General features: G+C 47.2%; 21 protein-coding genes, 1 riboswitch and 1 other annotated feature. Of the genes, 11 read left to right on the top strand and 10 right to left on the bottom strand.

Annotated features, from left to right (window positions below; all coding sequences use genetic code 11):
• Positions 1-57: 57 nt before the first annotated feature.
• Both ilvN and ilvB read right to left on the bottom strand, forming a co-directional pair.
• On the bottom strand, positions 58-567 hold the full coding sequence (ilvN, locus tag DXC01_RS04290; RefSeq protein WP_022215574.1) for an acetolactate synthase small subunit: 510 nt from the start codon (positions 565-567) through the stop codon (positions 58-60).
• A 13-nt stretch (positions 568-580) separates the two neighbouring features.
• Positions 581-2,299, bottom strand: a complete 1,719-nt coding sequence (ilvB, locus tag DXC01_RS04285; RefSeq protein WP_022215575.1) for a biosynthetic-type acetolactate synthase large subunit — start codon at positions 2,297-2,299, stop codon at positions 581-583.
• A 66-nt stretch (positions 2,300-2,365) separates the two neighbouring features.
• Positions 2,366-2,611, bottom strand: a binding site (T-box leader).
• Between the two features lie 118 nt (positions 2,612-2,729).
• Between ilvB and DXC01_RS04280 the strand changes: the two genes are divergently transcribed.
• From DXC01_RS04280 to DXC01_RS04270, 3 genes are read left to right on the top strand one after another with little or no spacing between them, the layout of a single operon-like run.
• Positions 2,730-3,641 (top strand): radical SAM protein, encoded by a 912-nt coding sequence (locus DXC01_RS04280; RefSeq protein ID WP_118698345.1) that lies wholly within the window; start codon positions 2,730-2,732, stop codon positions 3,639-3,641.
• Positions 3,642-4,982: a 23S rRNA (uracil(1939)-C(5))-methyltransferase RlmD gene (gene rlmD, locus DXC01_RS04275; RefSeq protein ID WP_118698344.1), complete on the top strand. Its 1,341-nt coding sequence runs from the start codon at positions 3,642-3,644 to the stop codon at positions 4,980-4,982.
• A 44-nt stretch (positions 4,983-5,026) separates the two neighbouring features.
• On the top strand, positions 5,027-6,016 hold the full coding sequence (locus DXC01_RS04270) for a guanosine polyphosphate pyrophosphohydrolase/synthetase (RefSeq protein ID WP_022215578.1): 990 nt from the start codon (positions 5,027-5,029) through the stop codon (positions 6,014-6,016).
• A gap of 111 nt (positions 6,017-6,127) precedes the next feature.
• On the opposite strand, the gene DXC01_RS04265 is transcribed toward DXC01_RS04270, so the two are convergent.
• Complete coding sequence (locus DXC01_RS04265; RefSeq protein WP_118698343.1) at positions 6,128-7,426, bottom strand: HlyC/CorC family transporter; 1,299 nt, start codon at positions 7,424-7,426, stop codon at positions 6,128-6,130.
• A 163-nt stretch (positions 7,427-7,589) separates the two neighbouring features.
• A complete protein-coding gene (locus DXC01_RS04260) occupies positions 7,590-8,462 on the bottom strand; it encodes a phosphoribosylaminoimidazolesuccinocarboxamide synthase (RefSeq protein WP_022215580.1) in 873 nt (290 codons plus the stop codon).
• Between the two features lie 247 nt (positions 8,463-8,709).
• On the opposite strand from DXC01_RS04260, the gene DXC01_RS04255 reads away from it, so the two are divergent.
• The 4 genes from DXC01_RS04255 to DXC01_RS04240 are packed head-to-tail and all read left to right on the top strand — an operon-like array spanning position 8,710 to position 11,572.
• On the top strand, positions 8,710-9,090 hold the full coding sequence (locus DXC01_RS04255; protein ID WP_118251334.1) for a diacylglycerol kinase family protein: 381 nt from the start codon (positions 8,710-8,712) through the stop codon (positions 9,088-9,090).
• Positions 9,091-9,124: 34 nt separating this feature from the next.
• The gene (locus tag DXC01_RS04250; RefSeq protein WP_179978631.1) at positions 9,125-9,511 is read left to right on the top strand and encodes a hypothetical protein; all 387 of its coding nucleotides are present in this window, start codon (positions 9,125-9,127) and stop codon (positions 9,509-9,511) included.
• A 21-nt stretch (positions 9,512-9,532) separates the two neighbouring features.
• Positions 9,533-11,131 (top strand): ABC1 kinase family protein, encoded by a 1,599-nt coding sequence (locus DXC01_RS04245; protein WP_118698342.1) that lies wholly within the window; start codon positions 9,533-9,535, stop codon positions 11,129-11,131.
• Between the two features lie 21 nt (positions 11,132-11,152).
• On the top strand, positions 11,153-11,572 hold the full coding sequence (locus tag DXC01_RS04240) for a C-GCAxxG-C-C family protein (RefSeq protein ID WP_118251337.1): 420 nt from the start codon (positions 11,153-11,155) through the stop codon (positions 11,570-11,572).
• 131 nt (positions 11,573-11,703) lie between these two features.
• Here the strand turns inward: DXC01_RS04240 and DXC01_RS04235 are convergent, their stop codons facing one another.
• Positions 11,704-13,467: an ABC transporter ATP-binding protein gene (locus DXC01_RS04235; RefSeq protein ID WP_118698341.1), complete on the bottom strand. Its 1,764-nt coding sequence runs from the start codon at positions 13,465-13,467 to the stop codon at positions 11,704-11,706.
• Positions 13,464-15,245 carry an ABC transporter ATP-binding protein gene (locus tag DXC01_RS04230; RefSeq protein ID WP_118698340.1) on the bottom strand — a complete coding sequence of 594 codons (1,782 nt, stop codon included), beginning with the start codon at positions 15,243-15,245 and terminating at the stop codon, positions 13,464-13,466. Before DXC01_RS04230 ends, DXC01_RS04235 begins: the two co-directional genes overlap by 4 nt.
• A gap of 116 nt (positions 15,246-15,361) precedes the next feature.
• Between DXC01_RS04230 and DXC01_RS04225 the strand changes: the two genes are divergently transcribed.
• Positions 15,362-16,033: a YkgJ family cysteine cluster protein gene (locus DXC01_RS04225; protein WP_118698339.1), complete on the top strand. Its 672-nt coding sequence runs from the start codon at positions 15,362-15,364 to the stop codon at positions 16,031-16,033.
• A gap of 26 nt (positions 16,034-16,059) precedes the next feature.
• Here DXC01_RS04225 and folK read toward each other — a convergent pair whose 3' ends face one another.
• From folK to folE, 4 genes are read right to left on the bottom strand one after another with little or no spacing between them, the layout of a single operon-like run.
• Positions 16,060-16,878: a 2-amino-4-hydroxy-6-hydroxymethyldihydropteridine diphosphokinase gene (folK, locus tag DXC01_RS04220; RefSeq protein WP_118698338.1), complete on the bottom strand. Its 819-nt coding sequence runs from the start codon at positions 16,876-16,878 to the stop codon at positions 16,060-16,062.
• Positions 16,878-17,693 carry a dihydropteroate synthase gene (gene folP / locus DXC01_RS04215; protein WP_118698337.1) on the bottom strand — a complete coding sequence of 272 codons (816 nt, stop codon included), beginning with the start codon at positions 17,691-17,693 and terminating at the stop codon, positions 16,878-16,880. The genes folK and folP overlap by 1 nt, the downstream gene beginning before the upstream one ends.
• Positions 17,694-17,706: 13 nt before the next feature.
• The gene (locus DXC01_RS04210) at positions 17,707-18,186 is read right to left on the bottom strand and encodes an HD domain-containing protein (RefSeq protein ID WP_118698336.1); all 480 of its coding nucleotides are present in this window, start codon (positions 18,184-18,186) and stop codon (positions 17,707-17,709) included.
• 11 nt (positions 18,187-18,197) lie between these two features.
• Positions 18,198-18,755 carry a GTP cyclohydrolase I FolE gene (folE, locus tag DXC01_RS04205; RefSeq protein WP_022215591.1) on the bottom strand — a complete coding sequence of 186 codons (558 nt, stop codon included), beginning with the start codon at positions 18,753-18,755 and terminating at the stop codon, positions 18,198-18,200.
• Positions 18,756-18,929: 174 nt separating this feature from the next.
• A riboswitch (THF riboswitch) is annotated at positions 18,930-19,026 on the bottom strand.
• A 284-nt stretch (positions 19,027-19,310) separates the two neighbouring features.
• Between folE and DXC01_RS04200 the strand changes: the two genes are divergently transcribed.
• From DXC01_RS04200 to DXC01_RS04190, 3 genes are read left to right on the top strand one after another with little or no spacing between them, the layout of a single operon-like run.
• On the top strand, positions 19,311-19,886 hold the full coding sequence (locus tag DXC01_RS04200) for an anthranilate synthase component II (RefSeq protein WP_118698335.1): 576 nt from the start codon (positions 19,311-19,313) through the stop codon (positions 19,884-19,886).
• Between the two features lie 59 nt (positions 19,887-19,945).
• Positions 19,946-21,307 (top strand): aminodeoxychorismate synthase component I, encoded by a 1,362-nt coding sequence (gene pabB, locus DXC01_RS04195; protein ID WP_118698334.1) that lies wholly within the window; start codon positions 19,946-19,948, stop codon positions 21,305-21,307.
• 19 nt (positions 21,308-21,326) lie between these two features.
• Positions 21,327-22,073: an aminotransferase class IV gene (locus DXC01_RS04190; protein ID WP_118698333.1), complete on the top strand. Its 747-nt coding sequence runs from the start codon at positions 21,327-21,329 to the stop codon at positions 22,071-22,073.
• Positions 22,074-22,086 lie beyond the last annotated feature (13 nt).

Below are 22,086 nucleotides of genomic sequence, written 5' to 3'. Positions count from 1 at the left end.
ATCTTGTACAGTAACCGGTCATAAAAGACGGGGACAAGATCAGTGCTGCCTGTTAATTTATCGTTCCATCATGCTGATGGACTCAATTCCGACACTTCCGCCGCGAACGACTTCGATGTACTTGAATTCTTCTTTGATCAATTTGACAACGGCATCGTTTTTGGTTGCAGTCTGGACAAACTCAAGAAGAAGGCTGTCTTTGCCATAATCGATGACTCTTGCCTTGAAGGTCTCTGCGATCTGGAAAAGTTCCACCTTGTCTGCTGCGGAGCATTTCTTGACTTTGATGTAAAGAATCTCTTTCATGCGGACGAAGATATCTGTAAAGTCAATGACTTTGATGACTTCGACCATGCGGTTTAACTGCTTTTTGATCTGTTCAAATGTTTCATCGTCGCTGACAGTTGCGATCGTCATTCTGGAGATTGTAGGATCCTCAGTGGTTCCAACGGTAAGACTGTCCAGGTTATAGGACTTTCCGGAAAAAAGCCCGGAGATCTTGGAGAGTACACCTACCTGGTTTTCTACATAGAGAGAGATCCATCTTGTTTTCATTCCTTTATCCATATCCTGATTCCTCCTAACAATCCATGATCATATCTGCAAGTGTTCCACCTGGTTTGATCATAGGATAGACCATTTCCTCCGGATCGATCAGAAACTCGATGATCGTAGGTCTTTTCTTATTTTTCTTTGCTTCTTCAAAAGCGGCGGCGATTTCTTCACGTTTGGAGACGCGGATGCCTTTGGCACCATAACTTTCGGCGAGTTTGACGAAATCCGGTGTGTATTCCGGATATTCTTCACCATCAGTACGGCGGGAGAGGGCACCGGCTCTTAAGTTGGTCATTGCGTAACGTTTGCCGTAGAATAATTTCTGCCACTGGCGTACCATTCCGAGATAAGTGTTGTTGAAGATGCAGCAGATGATCGGTAATTCTTCCAGAACTGCAGTTGCGAGTTCCTGAATGTTCATCTGTACACCGCCGTCACCGGAGATGGAGATGACAGGAGTATCCGGATTTCCGATCTGTGCACCGATCGCGCCAGGAAGGCCATAGCCCATGGTGCCGAGACCGCCGGACATGATGAGCTGACGTTTCTCAGTGATATCGACAAACTGAGAAGTAAGCATCTGGTGCTGTCCAACGTCGGTGACGATGATCGCGTCATCAAACTGTTCGTTGATCGCTGCAAAAATATCAAGAGGTCCCATAAGCGGGCGATTTTTCATGGTAAGTGGATGTTCGTTCTTCCATCCTTCGATTTCGGAAAGCCATTTTTTGGTACCGCAGTCGGTAACGTATTCAGCCATTTTTGTGATCGCTTCTTTGGCATCGGCAACGATCGGAACATCTACGTGGATGTTTCTGGAAATAGATGCAGTATCAATATCAATGTGAACGATCTGTGCGTTCGGTGCAAACTCGTGGAGCTTGCCGGTGATACGGTCGTTGAAACGGGTTCCGATGGAGAACAGGAGATCACAGTTGCTGACTGCCATGTTTGCAGCATAGGAACCATGCATTCCAAGGTTTCCGATGAATAACGGGTGCTTTGTGGAGATCGCGCCACGTCCCATGACAGTTGTAACGACTGGAACCTGTGTTTTCTCAACTACAGTGGTAAAAATCTCGTTTGCGTGAGCGATATTTACACCGCCGCCTGCGAGGAACAGAGGCTTCTTGGCTTTCTGAAGCATCTTGAGGGCTTTTTTGAGCTGGCCCATGTGAACGCTGGTGTTTGGTTTGTAGCCGCGGATATTTACACTCTTAGGATATTCTGCGCTTCCAAGTTCTGCCATGACGTCCTTAGGAAGGTCGATAAGAACAGGTCCCGGACGGCCGGTTCTTGCGATATAAAAAGCTTCTTTGATGATGCGGCCGAGATCCTCACGGTTGCGGACGGTCACGCCGTATTTGGTGATGCTGCGGGTGATCCCTACGATGTCAACTTCCTGGAAAGCGTCGTTTCCGATCAGATGTCTGGCAACCTGGCCGGTAAAACATACGAGAGGAACGCTGTCATAGTTGGCAGTTGCAAGTCCGGTGACAAGGTTGGTAGCACCAGGACCGCTGGTTACAAGACATACGCCGACTTTGCCGGTAGTTCTTGCATAGGCATCTGCTTCATGGACAAGTGCCTGTTCATGGCGCGGAAGGATAATGTCGATCCCGTTCTGTCTGTATAATTCGTCACTGATATCGATGGTGCATGCACCAGGATATCCGAATAAAGTTTCAACACCTTCTTCTTTTAAGGCTTTTACTAAAAGCTTGTTTCCTGAAATCTGTTTCAAATAAAACCCCTCCTTTGATAAAAAAGATTCTGATACCATAAAAAAAGTCCCAAGCATATAATATATGCTCAGGACGGATAAATCCGTGGTACCACCTGATTTCAGAGAATACTCTCTCTCTGCCAGTACATGATCATACTGCTTTCCTGTAACGTGGAAACTACGTTGAAGCCTACTGTATGATCCAGATAAGATCATGGTTCAGTTCACTGCTCGGGGACTACTTCCATAATTCTGTCACGAAGGTTCACACCAGCCACCTTCTCTCTGGGCATACTGAAATCATGTACTGCTTCCCGTCACTGCATTTAAAGATATTTGAAAATTTATGATAATTATACGGGAAGCAACAGAATTTGTCAACGAATAACTTGGATTTTGGGTTCTTTTTTGGTAGAATAGGGGGAGTTAAAAAGAAAGAAGAAATTTTATGCAGGAAGAATTACAGACAATGCTGAAGGACTGCCATCTCTGTCCGAGAAACTGCGGCGTGGATCGCCTGGCGGGCCAGAAGGGATTCTGCGGCGTGGATGCAGGGATCATGGTAGCACGGGCCGCCCTTCATATGTGGGAAGAACCGTGTATTTCAGGAAAAGAAGGCTCCGGGGCGGTGTTTTTTTCCGGCTGTTCCCTGGGATGTGCGTTCTGCCAGAACCGGACGATTTCCAAAGGGCAGAGCGGTAAGGTGATCACAGTGGAGTACCTTGCAGAACTTTTTCTGGATCTGCAGGCACAGAAGGCAAACAATATCAATCTGGTGACGGCGGGACATTTTCTGCCGCAGGTGCGGGAAGCACTGATCCTTGCGAAAGAGCAGGGGCTTACGATCCCGGTGGTGTACAACAGCAGTGGATATGAAAAAGCCGAGATGCTGCGGTATCTGGAGGGGCTGGTCGATATTTATCTTCCGGATCTTAAATATCTGGAGGCTGACCTTGCGGGGAAATATTCACATGCAAAGGATTATCCGGAAGTTGCTATGAAAGCACTGGAAGAAATGGTTCGTCAGGTCGGAATGCTGGAGTTTGACGAGCGGGGAATGATGAAAAAAGGTGTGATCGTGCGTCATCTGCTTTTGCCGGGACATGTACGGAATTCCAAAAAGGTACTGGAATATTTATATGGGACTTATGGTGACCAGATCTATATCAGCCTGATGAGCCAGTACACGCCGATGCCGGCGATGAAAGACGATCCGCAGTTATCCAGAAAAGTTACGGACAGAGAGTATGACCGTCTGCTCGACCATGCGATCTCTCTTGGAGTGACGAATTGTTTTATCCAGGAGGGTGAGACAGCAAAAGAAAGTTTTATACCGGAATTCAACGGAGAAGGAGTATAAATGACATCAGAAAAGAAATTCAAAAACAATAAGAAAAATTATAAGGCAAAGCCTGCCGGAAAACAGAAACAGTGGACAGGTAAGAAAGAATCTGTAAAATACACAGAAAAGAAAAAAACGGATTTTAAGAAAAATACTGCTCCAAAGGGAGAACAGAAGAAAGCTGCACCAAAGAAAACAGAAGCAAAGAAGCCGGCCACGAAATCACTCTGTCCAGTGCATGGCAAATGCGGTGGATGTCAGCTACTTGACATGCCGTATGAGCAGCAGTTAAAGAGAAAACAGACAGAGATTGCGAAACTTCTGAAGCCATACTGTCAGGTGGAGAAGATTATAGGAATGGATGATCCGTTCCATTACAGAAACAAAGTTCATGCCGTTTTCGGTCATAAGAAAGACGGTACCGTGATCTCAGGAATCTATCAGGAGGGAACGCATTTTATTGTGCCGGTTGATGAATGTCTGATCGAGGATCAGAGAGCAGATGCGATCATCCGTGATATCCGCGGGCTGCTGAAATCTTTCAAGATCAAAACTTATAATGAAGACACGGGATACGGTCTGTTTCGTCATGTGCTGATCCGTACCGGCTATCACAGCGGACAGATCATGGTAGTTCTGGTACTCGGTTCTCCGATCCTGCCGTCCAAGAACAACTTCGTCAAGGCACTGCGCAAGCTTCATCCGGAGATCACGACGATCGTTCTCAATGTAAACGGTCAGAAGACAAGCATGATCCTTGGCGAGAAGGAAACGGTTCTTTATGGAAAAGGTTACATCGAAGATGAACTTTGCGGAAAGACTTTCCGTATTTCCTCCAAATCTTTCTATCAGGTCAACACGGTACAGACAGAGAAACTGTACAGCAAAGCAATCGAACTGGCAGGACTTACCGGTAAAGAACGTGTGATCGATGCATACTGCGGAATCGGAACCATCGGTCTGATCGCCAGCGACAAGGCAAAAGAAGTCATCAGCGTGGAACTGAATTCCGACGCCGTGCGTGATGCGATCGCAAATGCGAAACGCAACGGAATCAAAAATGTCCGTTTCTACAACAACGATGCAGGCGTTTTCATGCGCCAGATGGCAGACGCCGGAGAAAGCGCAGACGTTGTCTTCATGGACCCGCCGAGAAGCGGAAGCGACGAGAAGTTCCTCTCTTCCGTGATCACCCTGCACCCAAAGAAGATCGTCTACGTCTCCTGCGACCCGACAACCCTCGCACGAGACCTCAAATACCTCACCAAACACGGCTACAAAGCCCGCCGCGTCATCCCCGTAGACATGTTCCCGGCGACCGAGCATTGCGAGAATTGTGTGCTGCTTGAGAGAAAATAACAATAAAAGATCCAACGGCTGATAAAACAGAGGGGGCACAAACTATGATCACATTAAACGATTACCTATATTCAGGAGATACGCTTCTGCGGATCCTTCATAATTATTCGGGGGATCTCCGCAGGGATGCGCGGAAGAGCAGGAATGAGATCGATCTGGCGCATTGTAATTTTTTGCTGCAGATCACGGAGCTTCTGGAACATAATGATTTCCTTACTGCGCAGTCTCAGAAGATTCGGGAATTTTATAAGTATATGGCGAGGGAGTATCCGTTTCTGGCGTTTACGTTCAAGGGCAGGATCAAGTCGCTGATCCGTGCGGAGGAGAAATTCAACGGTTATATTGTAGAATATATTTATGATTATCATATGGAACATGGAACTTATCCATCCGTTTCCGAGATCAAAAACCGCCTGACCTGTTTTCGTGACCTGATCGCTTACCGTATTGTGATCTCCATGCCGAGATGCCATCTCAAGAGCGAGCAGGACAGAGAAAAAGTAGAAGAGAAGTATCTCTATGAGATTGCAAATGTACTTCCGGCCTTTCTGGAAGAACGTGGATTTACGGTAGAGTCAGCGAGAGGGATCATGGAGAGTCCGTCAGAGTTTCTGAATGATGAGGTCCGTCCATATTACCGCGACTATGTTGCAGGAAAAACGCCGCAGGATTATCGATCACTACATATCACATTGTATGATAACAGTTCCAGATGTTTTATGGAGGTCCAGCTCCGGACAAAGTCCATGGACGATGTGGCTGAGATCGGACCAGCAAACCATCTTGGCTATGAGAAAGGACAGGACGAGGCGAGAGCAAGGAGAGATGCGATCCCGGAGGGAGAGTGCATTTATTTTGATGAGGCGTATGAAAGAGGGATGCGTCTTCAGAAACTGGAACTTTCGAAGCTTGATGTCAATATGTTTGCAGCAGTGAACAACAGCCTGATCAATGACGGATGCGGCCTGTACAGGGGAAGACTGATCCTTCCGTATGAGCATTTGTCACGGTTCCAGAACGATCTGATCGATTAGAAAAAACAGCAGACGTGCTGTTGACAGCTCCCTAATTACAACACAATAAGAAAAGCCCGTTTCCGGCAGGATCAAATATGATCGCCGGAGCGGGCTTTATTTTATTACATATCAGGATTCTTTGTTTTCGTCAGATTCATCGGTATCCTCAACAGCTGGTTCCGGAAGATAAACGTGAACCCGTTCGATACGGTTCTTGTCAAGCTTGTCGACAACCAGTCTGACATTGTCAGCGGTGACAACTTCATCGCCATCCTCCGGGAGCCGGTCGAGATGTTCGATGATCAGACCGCCGAGAGAATCATAATCCTCGGAAGTAAATTCCGTGTGAAGATGATCGTTGACATCGTCAAGGCTCATGGAGCCCTCAACAATATATTCCTGATCGGAAATTTTCTTGATGAGTTCGTCTTCGTTCTCGTCGTATTCGTCGTGGATCTCACCGACGATCTCCTCAAGGATATCCTCGAGGGTGATAAGACCGGTCATCTCGCCGTATTCGTCAAGAACGATAGCGATATTAAAAGTAGATTCCCTCATTTCCACGAGAAGATCAGAGATATCCTTGTATTCATAGGTAAAATGTGGCTTACGGAGAAAGTTCCTGATATCAAAAGGATCATCCTGATTATAAAGAAGAAGGTCCTTCATATTGATGATACCAACGATATTGTCCTGTGTGTCCTCATAGACTGGAAGACGGGTAAATCTGTCTGTACGGAAAATATCGATCAGTTCTTCGTAAGTATTGTTTACGTTGGCAAAAGTTACATTGACACGGGGAACCATGATGTCCTTGGCATCTGCATCTCCGAGATCGAAAACGTTGTAGATCATTTTTTTTTCGTCGGATTCAATGACACCATCCTCGTGGCTGACATCCACGATGGTACGGAGCTCTTCCTCGGTCATGGCTTTGTTGACAGCATCCGGATCTACATGCAGGATGTACAGGAAAAATCTGGATATCAGATTGATCACAAAGATCACGGGTGTCATGAGAGTCATCAGAAAATGAATGACAGTGATATAACGCAGGGTAAGCTTTTCGGAATTAAGTGTTGCATAGTTTTTTGGTGTGATCTCTCCGAATACCAGGATCGCAACTGTCAGTGCCAGCGTTGCAATGCTGACCATGTAGCCTCCCAGGTGATATGCAAGTGTAGTTGCAAGCGATGATGCATATACGTTTACGATGTTGTTACCAATCAGGATCGCGCTGAGCATCTTGGGGGTCTTGTTCTCCAGAATGTCCAGGGCAAGAGCTGCTCGTTTGTTGCCGTCATCTGACAGGGTACGAAGCCGGATCCTGTTTACAGACATCAATGCTGTCTCAATAGAAGAGAAGAAAGCAGAGAGCGCCAGCAAAACAGCAAGTACGATAAATTGGTAAGTGTCACGTATGTCCACTTTAAATGTTCACTCCTTTGGTGTTTTGATAGAATAAATACCTTAATGGTAAAAATATGCATATATTATATACTGTTTTCATAGCTTTGGCAAGTTTTTATAAAAGAGCAAGAACGCAAAAAACTGCCCAGCCTGTCAGAGGTGGGCAGTTATAAGGCATAGATTATGCAAGTTCTTTGCCGGTCAGCATCTTGTATGCCTGGAGATATTTGGCGATAGTCTTGTCAACGATCTCCTGCGGAAGTGTCCAGTCATTTCCCGGATGGGAGGTCAGCCAGTCACGTGCGAACTGTTTGTCGAAGGATGGCTGTCCATGTCCTGGTTCATAGCCTTCTAATGGCCAGAAACGGGAGCTGTCAGGAGTGAGCATCTCATCACCGATCACCATGTTTCCGTCCTCGTCGAGACCGAATTCGAATTTGGTATCTGCGATGATGATTCCCTTGCTCAGTGCATATTCTGCACATTTTTTATATAATGCGATGGTATTGTCACGAAGTTTTTCTGCAAGCTCGCGTCCTCTGCCCGGGAAGTATTTCTCCAGGTGGTCAATGCTCTGCTCGAAGGAGATGTTCTCGTCGTGGTCACCGATCTCAGCCTTGGTGGATGGTGTGTAGATCGGTTCAGGCAGCTTGTCGGATTCCTTTAAACCTTCCGGAAGTTTGATACCACAGACAGTGCCGTTTTCTTTGTAGCTTGCCCAGCCGCTTCCGGTGATATAGCCACGGACGATACACTCGATCGGGAGCATGTTGAGCTTACGGCACATCATGGATTTGCCTTCGTATTTCTCCTGCTGGAAAAATTCCGGCATATCCTTTACATCGACAGAAATCATATGGTTGGGCAGAATATCCTCTGTCAGATCGAACCAGAATTTGGACATCTGTGTCAGTACAGTGCCTTTTTTGGTGACTTCATTGTTCAGGATCACATCGAAACAACTGATACGGTCGGTGGCAACCATGATCAGGCTGTCGCCATTGTCATAAATCTCACGTACTTTACCTTCTTTGATTGGTTTTAATTCCTGCATCTTCTCATACCTCGTCATTTGGTTTTTTGATTGGAAATTTTACAGTAGTAAAGTATCACTTTTTATGCCGGACTGTCAAGAGAGATTTTGACAAGCATGTGATTAAATGCAAAAAATATATATTAATGTGAAAATTTGCACAGAACTATGGTTGTTTTAGGACAATTCTGTTATAATATAACTAAACGAATTGCGCAGCTTGCTGCGGAACAATCCGTATATAGAAGACAAAAGGCAGGTGAGCAGAATGGCAGGCAGAAAGAAGGATCCGCTGCACAAGAGCTTTAGTTATGCTTTTGAAGGGATTTTTACTTGCATCAGAAATGAAAGAAATATGAAGATACATATTGCAGTCGCGGCTCTTGTCGTGATCGCCGGATGGATCCTGGGACTTTCGATCACAGAATGGTGCATCTGTCTTGGGCTGTTCGGGCTTGTGATGGCACTGGAACTGGTCAACACAGCAGTTGAGGCTGTGGTAGATCTCGTGACCACCGAGCGTCATCCGCTTGCAAAGATCGCCAAGGATACGGCAGCAGGAGCAGTCCTGATCGCAGCGATCATGGCAGCGATCGTCGGACTTCTGATCTTTGTACCGAAAGGGCTTTTGTTTCTGAAGCAGCTTTAAAAATGATAAGATTTTATGAAAGGAGATATATATTATGGAATTAGGAGACGGACTTAAAAAACTTTTACTCGCAGGCGTAGGTACTGTTGCAGTGACAGCAGAGAAATCCAAGGAGATCCTGGACGAGCTGGTTAAGAAAGGTGAACTTACCGTAGAGCAGGGCAAGGTTCTGAATCAGGAACTGAAACACAACATCAAAGAAACAATCAAGACCAAGACAACACCTGCACCGAAAGCACCGAAGGAAGACATCAAGGATACCCTTGCCAAACTTTCACCGGAGCAGCTTGCAGAACTCAAAGAGCAGATCCTCAAGATGGAAGCACCAAAGGCAGAGGAAGCACCAAAAACCGAAGAAGCTCCAAAGGAAGAAGCTCCTGCAGCAGCTGAAGAGCCGGCACAGGAAACAACGGAAGAATAAACAACAGAAACGGAGCAGCAAATGAGCAGACCAGACAATGAAGCAGAGCAGAAAGACGGCTACGGAGAGCGCCTCAAAGAAATCACCGCTGTTCTGAAGAAACATTCTATCACGCGAGGTGTCTCTCCGGAGAAACTTCGTCTTATACTGGAAGATCTGGGCCCAACTTATATCAAGTTGGGTCAGCTTATGTCACTTCGTTCAGACATCCTTCCCAAGCGTTACTGCGATGAGCTGATGAAACTGTGTTCCGATGTACCGCCGATGCCTTTTTCGGAGGTGATCGAGGTTTTGGAAGAGTCGATGGGATGTCCCTGGCAGGCAGAGTTCAAAGAGATCCAGGAGCGACCACTCGGTTCCGCCTCCATTGCACAGGTTCACCGGGCAACGCTCAAAACAGGCGAGGAAGTTGTCGTCAAAGTACAGCGCAAGGGAATCTACGAGACGATGGCAAGGGACATTGGCCTGATGCACAAGGCAGTGCGGCTGATGCCGCCGGTCAGCATCAAGGGTGCCGTTGACCTGAACATGGTCTTAAGCGAACTGTGGACAGTGACACAGGAGGAGATGAACTTCCTGACAGAAGCCGCCAACATTTCCGAGTTTGCCAAAAAGAACAAGGGCGTTGCCTTTGTAAAAACGCCGATCCTGTATCGGGAATATACAACGACGCATGTACTGGTCATGGAATATATTGACGGGATCGCGATCAACGATAAAGAAAAACTTCTGCAGAACGGCTATGACCTGAATGAAATCGGAAGCAAATTTGTGGACAACTTCATCAAGCAGGTGATCGAGGATGGCTTTTTCCATGCGGATCCTCATCCTGGCAATGTGCGGATCCGGGGCGGCAAGATCGTCTGGATCGATATGGGAATGATGGGAAGGCTCACGGAGAGAGACAGAGAACTGATCAGCCAGGCTGTGGAAGGCGTGGCACTGAATGATATCGGAAAGATCCAGGATGCAGTTCTGGCACTTGGAGAATTCAAGGGCAAACCCGACCACAGCAAGCTCTATCAGGATATCCAGGATCTGATGGAGAAATATGGAACTGCAGATATCGGAAATATCGATCTTGCAGAGGTCATGGTAGATCTCATGGAGGTCATGAAGGAAAACAAGATCATGATGCCTCACGGACTTACCATGCTGGCGCGGGGTCTGACTCATGTAGAAGGAGTCCTTGCAGACATCAGTCCGGAGATCAATATGGTCCAGATTGCGGCAGCCCGCATCAAAGAAGAATTTTTTGGCGAGGGAAACTGGAAGAGGGAGCTCAGGGCAAATACCAAAAACATCTATCGGTCCTTCAAGAAATCCATCGAAGTTCCGTCGCTTGCGGCAGATTTTCTGCAGGGCTGTATGAAGGGACAGACGAAGATCAATCTGGATCTCCATGTGGCAGATGATCTTTCCAGACTGCTCCGAAGGCTGGTGCGAAATATCGTTATGGGACTGTGGGTGATGGCACTTCTGATCAGTTCCAGTATTATCTGTACGACAGATATGAAGCCAAAGCTGTGGGGGATCCCGGCGTTGGGAGCACTGGGGTATATCAGTGCGTTTATCATTGTGATGTATGTGTTTTTGAAACACTTTTTTTCAAAAAAATAATACCAGGAGGAATTTTTTTAAATGAGTACAAAAGCAGAACAGGCGATCGCATTTCACGATCAGGGATATAACTGTGCACAGGCAGTTGCATGTTCATTCTGTGAGGAGTTTGGAGTGGACAGAGAAGAGATGTTCAAGATCGCAGAAGGATTTGGTTTCGGAATGGGGATCATGGATATGTGCGGTGCGCTGTCAGGAATGATGATGGTGATCGGACTGCAGAACAGTGTGGGAGATCCGGAGAAAGGCAAGATGACCAAGGGCGATACCTACAAGAAAGCCAAAGCCTACATCAACAAATTTGCAGAGCAGAACGGCTCCTATCTCTGCCGTGACCTCAAAGGCGTAGAGACCGGCAAAATTCTCCGTGCCTGCCCGGACTGCATCCGCGATGCAGTTGCCCTGACAGAAGAATATCTGGCATCACAGAAAGAGAAATAATAATATCAATAACAAACAAAAATCCTGCCACAGCAGAGAGGAATACCTTTCTGATCCGGCAGGATTTTTTGATATTGCATATTGAGGAAACATCGGCGGTGCATTCATTGATCTTTACGAAAGATCCAGGATCATTCAGCAACTTTGACAAACTGGCTGTTATAAAGATTCTGGTAAAATCCGCCTTTCGCCATCAGTTCTTCGTGAGAGCCCTGTTCGATGATGCTTCCGTCTTTCATGACGAGGATCTCGTCTGCATTTCGGATCGTGGACAGACGGTGTGCAACGATGAAGCTGGTACGACCCTCCATCAGACGATCAAACGCTTCCTGAACCATGAGTTCGGTTCGTGTATCGATGCTTGATGTTGCTTCATCCAGGATCAGCATAGGCGGCAGGCAGAGCATGACACGGGTGATGCACAGAAGCTGCTTCTCACCCTGGCTTAAGCTGTCTTCCTTGAGCATGGTATCAAGTTTGTCCGGGAGACGGCGGATGAATTCCCAGCTGTGGGAACGCTTTGCTGCCTCGATGATCTCTTCGTCAGTGGCATCTGGTTTGCCGATGTTGATATTGTCACGGACAGTACCGTTTTTGATCCAGGTTTCCTGAAGGACCATACCGAAGCTGCTTCGTAAGGAATGGCGGGAGATCTCGTTGATCGGATGTCCGTCGATGGAAATGGTTCCTCCGGTCACATCATAAAATCTCATCAGCAGGTTGATAAAAGTAGTTTTACCGCATCCGGTCGGTCCGACGATCGCGATACGTTTACCAGGCTCTGCATGGAGATTGAAGTCTTCGATAAGCTTCTTGTCCGGAACATAGCGGAAGCTGACATTGTCGATATCGACTTCACCTTTAACATCGGAAATCGTTTCCTCAGGATCTTTGCTTTCCGGTTCTTCTTCCAGAAGTGCGAAGATTCTGGTGGCGCAGGCAAGTGCGTTCTGAAGTTCTGTGATAACGGAACTGATATCATTGAATGGTTTCATGTACTGGTTCGCATAGGAGAGCAGTACAGAAAGTCCGCCGACAGTCAGAGCACCGCCAGGAATCATAAAGGCACCGACCAGAGCTACACCTGCGTAGATGACGTTGTTTACGAAACGGGTAGACGGGTTGGTCAGACTGCTGTAGAAGACAGCTTTCTGGCTGCATTCCTTTAATTCCTGGTTGATCTCGGCAAAGCGGGCAGAGGATTTGTCCTCGTAACCAAATGCCTGAACGATCTTCTGGTTTCCAATCATTTCCTCGATGAGAGCAGTCTGACGGCCGCGGGCATCACTCTGTTTCCGGAACATATGGAAAGAACGTGAGGAAATGAATTTTGCCACAAAGAAGCTGAGTGGTGTCAGGACAATGACCATCAGTGTGATCCAGAAGTTCTTGGAGAACATGAAGATCAGAGTACCGATGATCGTCACGATACCGGAAAAAAGCTGTGTAAATCCAAGCAGAAGACCGTCGGAAAGGATATCCGTATCCGCAATGACACGGCTGATGATATCTCCGGTACTGTGTCCGTCCAGATAGGAAAGCGGAAGCTTCTGGATGTGACGGATCGCTTTGGCACGGATGTCCTGCACGGTACGGAAAGTCATACGGTTGTTGATGATGTTCATGATCCAGGTAGCAAGACTGGATACAACGACCATGACAAGGATCCTGGAAAGGTAATACCACATCCTCTGGAAGTTTACCTGATGTTCTGCAACGACCTGGTCGATCGCGTCACCAAACAGTACCGGCACGTAGAGCTGAAGGACTACGGAGACTGCAGCAAGGATGATACTGAGAATCAGGAGCAGACGGTATCTTCCGATGAAACGGAGTACCTTCCACAAAGTTTCTGTGCTGTTTGCATTTGACGGCTGTTTGTTTTTTGTACTCATGATAAGGTCACCTCCGCAGCATTGCCGGAAACGGCAGTTTTTGAAGAATCATATTTTGCCCGTTCTTCAGGGAACTGGGAGAAGTAGATCGCTCGGTAGATCTCGCAGGAGCGGATCAGGTCATCATGAATGCCTTTGCCGACAAGCTCACCATCGTTCAGAACGAGGATCAGGTCTGCCTGACGGATGCTGGCAGCTCGCTGAGATACCAGGAAGGTGGTGACATTGCCGCTCAACTGATGCAGGGATTTACGAAGTGCTGCATCTGTCGCAAAGTCAAGTGCACTGGCACTGTCGTCCAGGATCAGGAATTCTGGTTTCTTGACAACGGCACGCGCGATGGTGAGACGCTGTTTCTGTCCTCCGGAAAGGTTGCGACCATTTTGTTCCAGTTTGAAATCAAGCTGACCATCCTTGCCTTCGACGATCTCACGCGCCTGGGCTGTTGTGAGTGCATCCCAGATCTCTGCATCTGTGGCATCGTCGCGTCCCCATTTCATGTTTTCGCGGATCGTTCCTTTAAAGAGGGCTGCACGCTGTGGTACAACACCGATCTTTTCACGGAGATCCTGCTGGCTGTAACTGCGGATATCCTGTCCATCAATACGGACAGTACCCTGTGTCGCATCATAAAAACGTGCGATCAGATTGACAAGTGTGGATTTACCGCTTCCGGTACCGCCGATGATACCAACTGTCTGGCCTTTTTTGACAGAGAAGCTGATATCGGAAAGGCTTGGTTCGCTGGAACCTGCATAGGCAAAAGTAACGTTCTCGAATTCGAGGGCATTTTTGCCGGAAGTCTGAGCAGCGGAAGCTGCCGGGTACTCCATGGAAGTTTTTACTTTGAGGATATCTGCCACACGGCCTGCACAGGCTGCGGATTTGTTGAGGGTGATGATCAGGGAAGCCAGTTTGATAAGCTCGACGATCATCTGTGCCATATAGTTGTAGAGCGCTACGACCTCACCCTGCTGCATGTTTCCAAGGTTTACCTGGAGACCGGCGTTGCTGATCAGGATGACAGTCGCGATGTTGATGAGTACGTAAGTCACCGGATTGAGAAGGGCAGAAAGTCTGCCGACGAATTCATTTAATTTAGTGAGCTGTTCGTTGCTCTCGTCAAATTCCTGTACGGATTCTTTTTCGCGGCAGAATGCACGGATGACGCGTACACCGGTGAGGTTTTCTCTGGTCAGTCTTGTGACGGTATCCAGACGGCTCTGTACCTTGCGGAAAAGCGGGATACTGAGATACATGATCACAAAAACAACCAGAAACAGGAATGGGATCGCAACGGCGAAGACCAGGGCACAGCGGAAGTTGATGGTGAATGCCATGACCATGGAGCCGAGTACGATAAACGGGCTTCGAAGAAGAAGACGAAGTCCCATATTTACACCATTCTGTACCTGGTTGATATCGTCGGTAAGACGGGTAATCAGAGTGTCTGTTCCGAGGGTGTCGAGTTCCGTGTAAGAAAGTTTCTGTACATGGTCATAGACAGCCTGACGGAGTTCTGTGGCAAATCCAACGCTGGCCTTTGCAGCAAAAAACTGGGCTGTGATGCTGACTGTAAGTCCGGCAGCAGCCATCAGGACAAGGATAAAAAACCGTTCGATAATGTAATGACGGTCATTTCCTGCGATACCCACATCGATGATCTGGGCGATGACTACCGGAACAAGCAGGTCAAACACAACTTCCAGAAATTTGAAGAAAGGTGCAAAGATGCTTTCTTTCTTGTAGTTTTTCAGGTAGATTGCGAGAGATCGCATTTTGTGTTTCCTCCATTTTTCTTGATGATTGACAATCCCTATTATAGTCCTGTATCATAAGGCTTGCAACGATTAAAAACAATATTTACTTATTATAGAAGAAAAGGGGTAGAAATATGCGGCGTGAGGTAACTCTGGAAGAGATTTCAGATGGAAGATTATATGATGCAAATGATATGGTAAAGGCAGACTGTCAGGATTGTAAGGGATGCTGCGACTGCTGCAAGGGAATGGGAGATTCTGTGATCCTGGATCCGTATGATGTCTGTCGTCTGTCAAGAGGACTTGGAAAACAGCCACAGGAACTGATCGGGATAGTTCTGGAACTTGGCGTATCTGACGGAAATATCCTTCCACATCTGATGATGAAGGGAAAAGAAGAGAGCTGTGTGTTCTTAAATGAAGAGGGCAGATGTTCTGTGCATGCGATCCGTCCGGGATTCTGCCGCCTGTTTCCACTTGGAAGATATTATACAGAAGATGGCTTTAAGTATATCATCCAGATCCATGAATGTGCGAAGAAAAACCGCTCCAAGATCAAAGTAAAGAAATGGATCGACACACCGGATCTTAAGCAGTACGAGAAATTTGTCTGGGACTGGCATCAGTTCCTTTTGGATGTGCAGGAAGTTTTTTATCAGACAGAGGACACGGAACTGATCAGAAACCTGAATATGTATGTGATCAGCCGTTTCTATACGAAACCGTATGAAGAATCACAGGACTTCTATGCACAGTTCTACGAACGTCTGAAAGAAGCAAAAAACCTTCTGAGCCTTGGAGTATGACTCCGGACTCAGAAGGTCTGAAAGCTTTATTTAGCGAGAAGTTCATCGAGAAGCTGGTGGATGGTTTTGTTCAGTACCGGATGACGGTAGTATGGTGCGATCTCATCCATCGGTTTCAGCACAAAATCACGGTTTTGCATGTCGATATGCGGAATGTGAAGATCCGGAGTGTCGATGATCTCATTGTCATAAAAGAGAATGTCAAGATCCAGGGTACGTGGCCCCCAGTGGATCAGGCGTTCGCGGTTGGCTTCTGCCTCCAGTTCATGAAGTCTGTCGAGCAGTTCTTCCGGAGTCAGGAGTGTACGGAGTCTCAGGACTCCATTCAGAAATTCATCCTGTTCTACACCACCGTAAGGTTCTGTGACCAGATATTTGGACACAGCTTCCACTTCGCAGCCTGGTGTATCTTTGAGTCCCTGGATCCCGTTATCCAGGTATTTCTTTTTGTCCCCGAGGTTGGAGCCGAAAGCTACATAGGCAGTGTGCCAGCTTCTGGTGATCTCAACGGCAACGGTATCGAGCGGAAGCCCTACAGGAGCCCATGGTTTCTCGATGCGGAGTGTGATCTTTTTTAATAAGGGCAGTTCCGAAAGGAGCATCTGGCAGAGATTTTCGGCGAGAGCTTCGAGAAGTTTGTAGGTGTGCTCTTTGGCGAACTTCGTGATCATGTGGCTGACTTCTCCGTAATGGATGGAGGCTGTCAGCTCATCGGTCAGGCCGGCCTTTCGGGTATCTGTGTAAAGAGTCGCAGATACGACAAATTTCTGTCCGAGTACATTTTCCTCCGGAAATACTCCGTGGTTTGCAAAAATCTCAAGGTTTCTGATCTCGATCTTATCCATTATTTTATGTTCCTTCCAAGAATTGCTTCAGTCATCAGTACGGCACGTTTGTTTTCTTTGACATCGTGGACGCGGATGAAAGCACAGCCCTTCATAACGCCGATGACGGAAGTGGCAATGGTACCTTCTACACGCTGGTCAACCGGGAGATCCAGAGCAAGACCGATCATGGATTTGCGGGAAGTTCCGAGCAGTACCGGGAATCCAAGGTGCTGGAAAAGTTCCAGATGGTTCATGGTCTCCAGGTTCATCTCGTAAGTTTTGCCGAAGCCTACACCCGGGTCGAGGATGATGCGCTCATCTTTGATGCCGGCTTTTCTTGCGATGTTGACACATTCCTGTGTCTCTGCAAGCATATCAATAAGGAAGTTATTGTATTCTGTGTTTGCCTTATTGTGCATCAGGCAGCAGGCAGCGTCGTGCTTTGCGATGACACCGGCCATTTCCGGGTCGTATTTGAGTCCCCAGACATCGTTTACAAGGTCTGCGCCTGCCTGAACAGCGACATCAGCAACGCTTCCTTTGTAAGTGTCAACGGAGATCGGCACGTCGAAATGCTTGCGGAGTGCCTCGATGACTGGAACGACACGGGCAGCTTCTTCCTCTGCACTGACCGGTGTATGGCCCGGACGGGTAGACTCGCCGCCGACATCCAGAATATCCGCACCGTCAGCGATCATGGCTTCTGCGTGCTTGAGGGCGTGATCCATGGTGTTCCATTTGCCGCCGTCTGAGAAGGAATCCGGTGTTACGTTGAGGATTCCCATGATATATGTTCTGTTAGTTACATCGAATTCACGATTTCCTATTTTCATGACAGGTTCTCCTTTAGTATTGAATTGTCATATTTTTTTTCTGCGGGGACCAGTAGCATTCTGGTTCTGCCACACAGAGAAAACAATTCCTGGATTTTTTGTCAGCTTCGTAGATGAGCTGGCTGAGCACTGGAACCTCATCACTGGAAGAACGGTGCTCGCGGATCGCAGAGAGGATCGCTTCTTTTTCTTCGGAAGAGAAGTCAAGGTCAGAAAGGATCGTTTCTGCAATGCGGGCACCTGCCTCGTCGTGAGGTGTCCCGACAGTATACTGTTCTGCACGGCCGATATCATGGAGAAGGGCAGTGCAGTAAATAAGTTCACGGGGACAGGAAATTCCACGTTCCAGTGAAAATATGTAAGCAAGACGTGCTACATCAAGGAAATGCTCCGGGGTATGCCGGCAGAATATACGGTCTGCTTCAAGTTGGGTCAGTTTCTTAAGATTCTGCTGATAGAGGGGGTGTTCCCAGATTTCCTGGACTCTTTTCATCGCTGGCTCCATCAGTCTTTTACCATGGCGAGGAACTGTTTCTGGAGTTCGATATTATTCTTGAATTCGCCTCTGGTGATAACGGTCATGGTCTTGCTGCCTGGTTTCTTGATTCCGCGCATTGTCATGCAGGTGTGTTCTGCTTCAAGCATGACCATAACTCCCTTTGGTTCAAGAACACGATCCAGGGCATCTGCGATCTGAACAGTCAGTCGTTCCTGGATCTGCGGTCTTCTTGCATAAACGTCTACAGTACGGGCGAGCTTGCTGAGACCGGTTACTTTGCCATTCGGGATATAGGCAATGTGTGCCTTGCCGTAAAATGGCATCAGATGATGTTCGCACATGGAATAAAAAGTGATGTCCTTTTCGAGAACCATCTCGTTGTTCTCTACCTGGAACTGTTTCAGAAGATGCTGGTCAGCTTCTTCGTCCAGACCACCGTAGATTTCGGTGCACATACGTGCGATACGGTCTGGTGTATCTTTAAGTCCTTCACGGTCAGGATTTTCACCGATCCCTTCGAGAAGAAGACGGATCGCCTGTTCTACTTTTGCTTTGTCTACCATAAAAAATGACAACCTCCTTGAAATATAAATAAAAATTTACGATACCATGGAGATTGTCTTTTTTTTGTCGAGGTAATACTGTGATTTATAAAAGCAAAAAGATATCTCCAATTGTGATAGAACGTATGTCGAAAAACGTATCCCTACACAATATGAGATATCCTCTTATATTGTCGCAACGGGTGCGGACTCTATACCGTAAGACGTACTTTTCGTTTCAGCGACAACTCCCCATTCGCTGAACACTTGACGCATAAAGTCCTATTTTGCATATCATTCATTTCGAGTTTAGTATAGCATATATGCATGAGATATAAAAGATAAAATTTATCGAAAAAAGGCATCATTTTACAGCAAACTGATAAAAAAAAGACAATATTCGATGGAAAAAGATAAACCTTGACGGCAAGGGCTGGCTGTGGTAGCATAGAGTTACTTTATAGAAAAAAGAGATTCGCAGATTACGGACCGATCAGGGATAACGACTGTGTGCATTTTTTTGTGCGCGGTTGTTGTCCCTTTTTTTGTATGTTTTTAATGCAGGAGGGAACGCATATGTATTTGATGATCGATAATTATGATTCATTTGTATATAATCTCAAGGCTTACTTTGAGGAACTGGGACGAAAGATCCTGGTGCGGCGCAGTGACCAGATCACGATGGAGGAGATTGAGGAAATGAACCCGGAGGGGATCATCCTTTCCCCGGGACCGAAGCGTCCGTGGGATGCGGCTGTGTGTGTGGAGGCAGTCAGGAGATTTCAGGGAAGGATTCCGATCCTCGGAGTCTGCCTTGGACATCAGGTGCTTGGATTCTGCAGCGGTGCGTCTGTCCACAAGGGGGAGCGTCCGATGCATGGTAAGGTTACACCGCTCCACAACCAGGGAACGGGAGTTTTTGGCGGGCTTCCTGAGAAGTTTCGTGTGACGAGATATCATTCTCTGATCGTAGATAAGGAAAGTGTTCCATCAGAATGGCAGGTGGACGCTGTGGCAGAGGATGGAACTGTTATGGGAATCTCTCATAAGACACTGCCTTTGTACGGCGTGCAGTTCCACCCGGAGGCAGTTCTTACGGAGTATGGACATGAGATCCTTGAGAATTTCTGCCAGATCGCGGAGAGCGTGTGAGGATAGTATTATTATAAGAAATAACGGGATCGTGGTGATCGAATAGAAGGAGAAAAAATATGTACCATAAACAACGACAGATCAAAAAATTAACTACATATATACCGGCGGCAGAAACTTTCCGCGCGCTGGCATCGGAGCAGGATTGTGTATTCCTGGATTCTTCTCTGGTCAATGACCTTGGAAGATTTTCCATTATTGGAGCCTGCCCGTACCTCAAACTGGTGAAGGACGGGGAGAAATTTTTTATCAATGAAAAAGAAGAGACAGGGATCACCTTTGAAGATTATCTGCGAAACTACCTGAGAGATCATGTCGATCAGAATGAGAGTGAGCTTCCGCTGGTCTCCGGCGCAGTGGGATATTTTTCTTATGATTATGGGCGCAAACTGCAGGGCGTTCCGTCCGGGGAAAAAGCTCTCGTGAAGATCCCGGATGCCGTGCTGACCTTTTATGATGTTTATCTCATTGAGGACTGTCATCAGAAAGAAACATATCTGGTCGCAAATGGGATTACAGCGGATGCTTCTGAGAAGATCCGGGAAATGGAGCAGAAAATCCGGCAGCGGACAGAGAGAAAAGAAGAACAGAGAGTTCCTCACAATATCATCGTAACACCGAACTTCGAAAAAGAAGAATACAAAAAAGCCGTGGACGACATGATCCACTATATTATAGAAGGAGATATCTACATTACAAACATGACGCAGCAGCTTACCATCGAGAGTGATAAGGCTCCGCTGGATGTTTTTTATGACCTTCGCAAAAATAATCCGTCACCGTTCGGCGGATACATGGATTATGGCGATTTCCAGATCGTCTGCGCTTCCCCGGAACGTTTTCTCAAGATGAAAAAAGGTCACGTCAACACAAGACCGATCAAAGGTACACGAAAAAGAGGCGCGACTCTGGAAGAAGACCTTCTGATGCGTACCGAACTGGAAAACTCTGAGAAGGACAAGAGTGAACTCCTGATGATCGTCGATCTGGAACGAAATGACCTGAATCGGGTGTGTAAACCGGGCAGCGTGAAGGTGACAGAACTTTTTACAGTAGAAGAATACGCGACTGTTTTTCACCTCGTCTCTGACATCGAGGGAGCTCTGGAAGAGGGCAAAAACTTTGTAGACCTTCTGGAAGCAGCATTTCCAGGCGGGTCGATCACAGGGGCTCCGAAATATCGTGCGATGGAGATCATAGATGAACTTGAACATGGGAAGAGAAATCTGTATACTGGATCTATAGGATATCTGACCCTGGATGGAGACTGTGATTTCAATATCGTGATCCGCACTGCCCTTCACAAAGACGGGAAATATTTCCTCGGCGCAGGCGGCGGCATCACAGCGGAATCTGATCTGGAGTTTGAGTATGAGGAGACGCTCCAGAAAGCGAAGGCGATTCTGGAAGCGTTAAGATAAAAAAGTATGGGGGAACGGTATGGACATTAAATTAGATGAGGGGTTCCAGTTCGGACTGGGTGCATTTGAGACGATTGCAGTAGAAGAGGGAAGACCGATCCTGCTTGACCGTCATCTGAGGAGACTTGAGAGGGCGGCAGCGTTTTTTGGATTTGGCCCGGCTTCTGTGCGGGGTGTCACAGAAGAAGCGGTTCACAAATTTATCGCAGATCAGAGTGAAGAGGAAACACGGCACGGAGCGGTAAAGGTCGTTCTTTCCGGCGAAAACGTGCTCTTTCAGATGCGAGGCAATCCATATACAGAAGAAAAATATCTCCGGGGATTCGTAGCTGATATCAGTAAGGTGAAACGAAATGAAACCTCTCAGCTTGTGTACCACAAGACCCTGAACTATGGCGACTGCATCCTCGAAAAAAGAGCCGCCACAGCAGCCGGGATCCAGGAGAGAGTTTTTCTGAACACCAAAGGGCAGATCTGCGAGGGCGCGGTCAGCAATATTTTCTTTGTCCGCAAAAACAAAATCTACACTCCGCAGCTGAACTGTGGGCTTCTCCCGGGAATCCTGCGGGAGTACGTTCGTGAGAAGTTTGAAGTAAACGAAACAGTGATCTACCCGGAAGAACTGATGTATTATGACGAATGTTTTGTGACAAATTCCCTTATGGGAGTCATGCCTGTCTGCCAGCTTGGAAGCATCTGTTTCCCACACAGAACCCGGACCGACGAAGTCCGAACTCTATACGAAAGTCAGAAAATGTCCCTGTAAGGAGGGGCATTTT

Source organism: Blautia sp. OM07-19 (assembly GCF_003481595.1).
GTDB lineage: Bacteria > Bacillota > Clostridia > Lachnospirales > Lachnospiraceae > Blautia_A > Blautia_A intestinihominis.
This window is presented reverse-complemented; position numbering and strand designations above follow the sequence as displayed.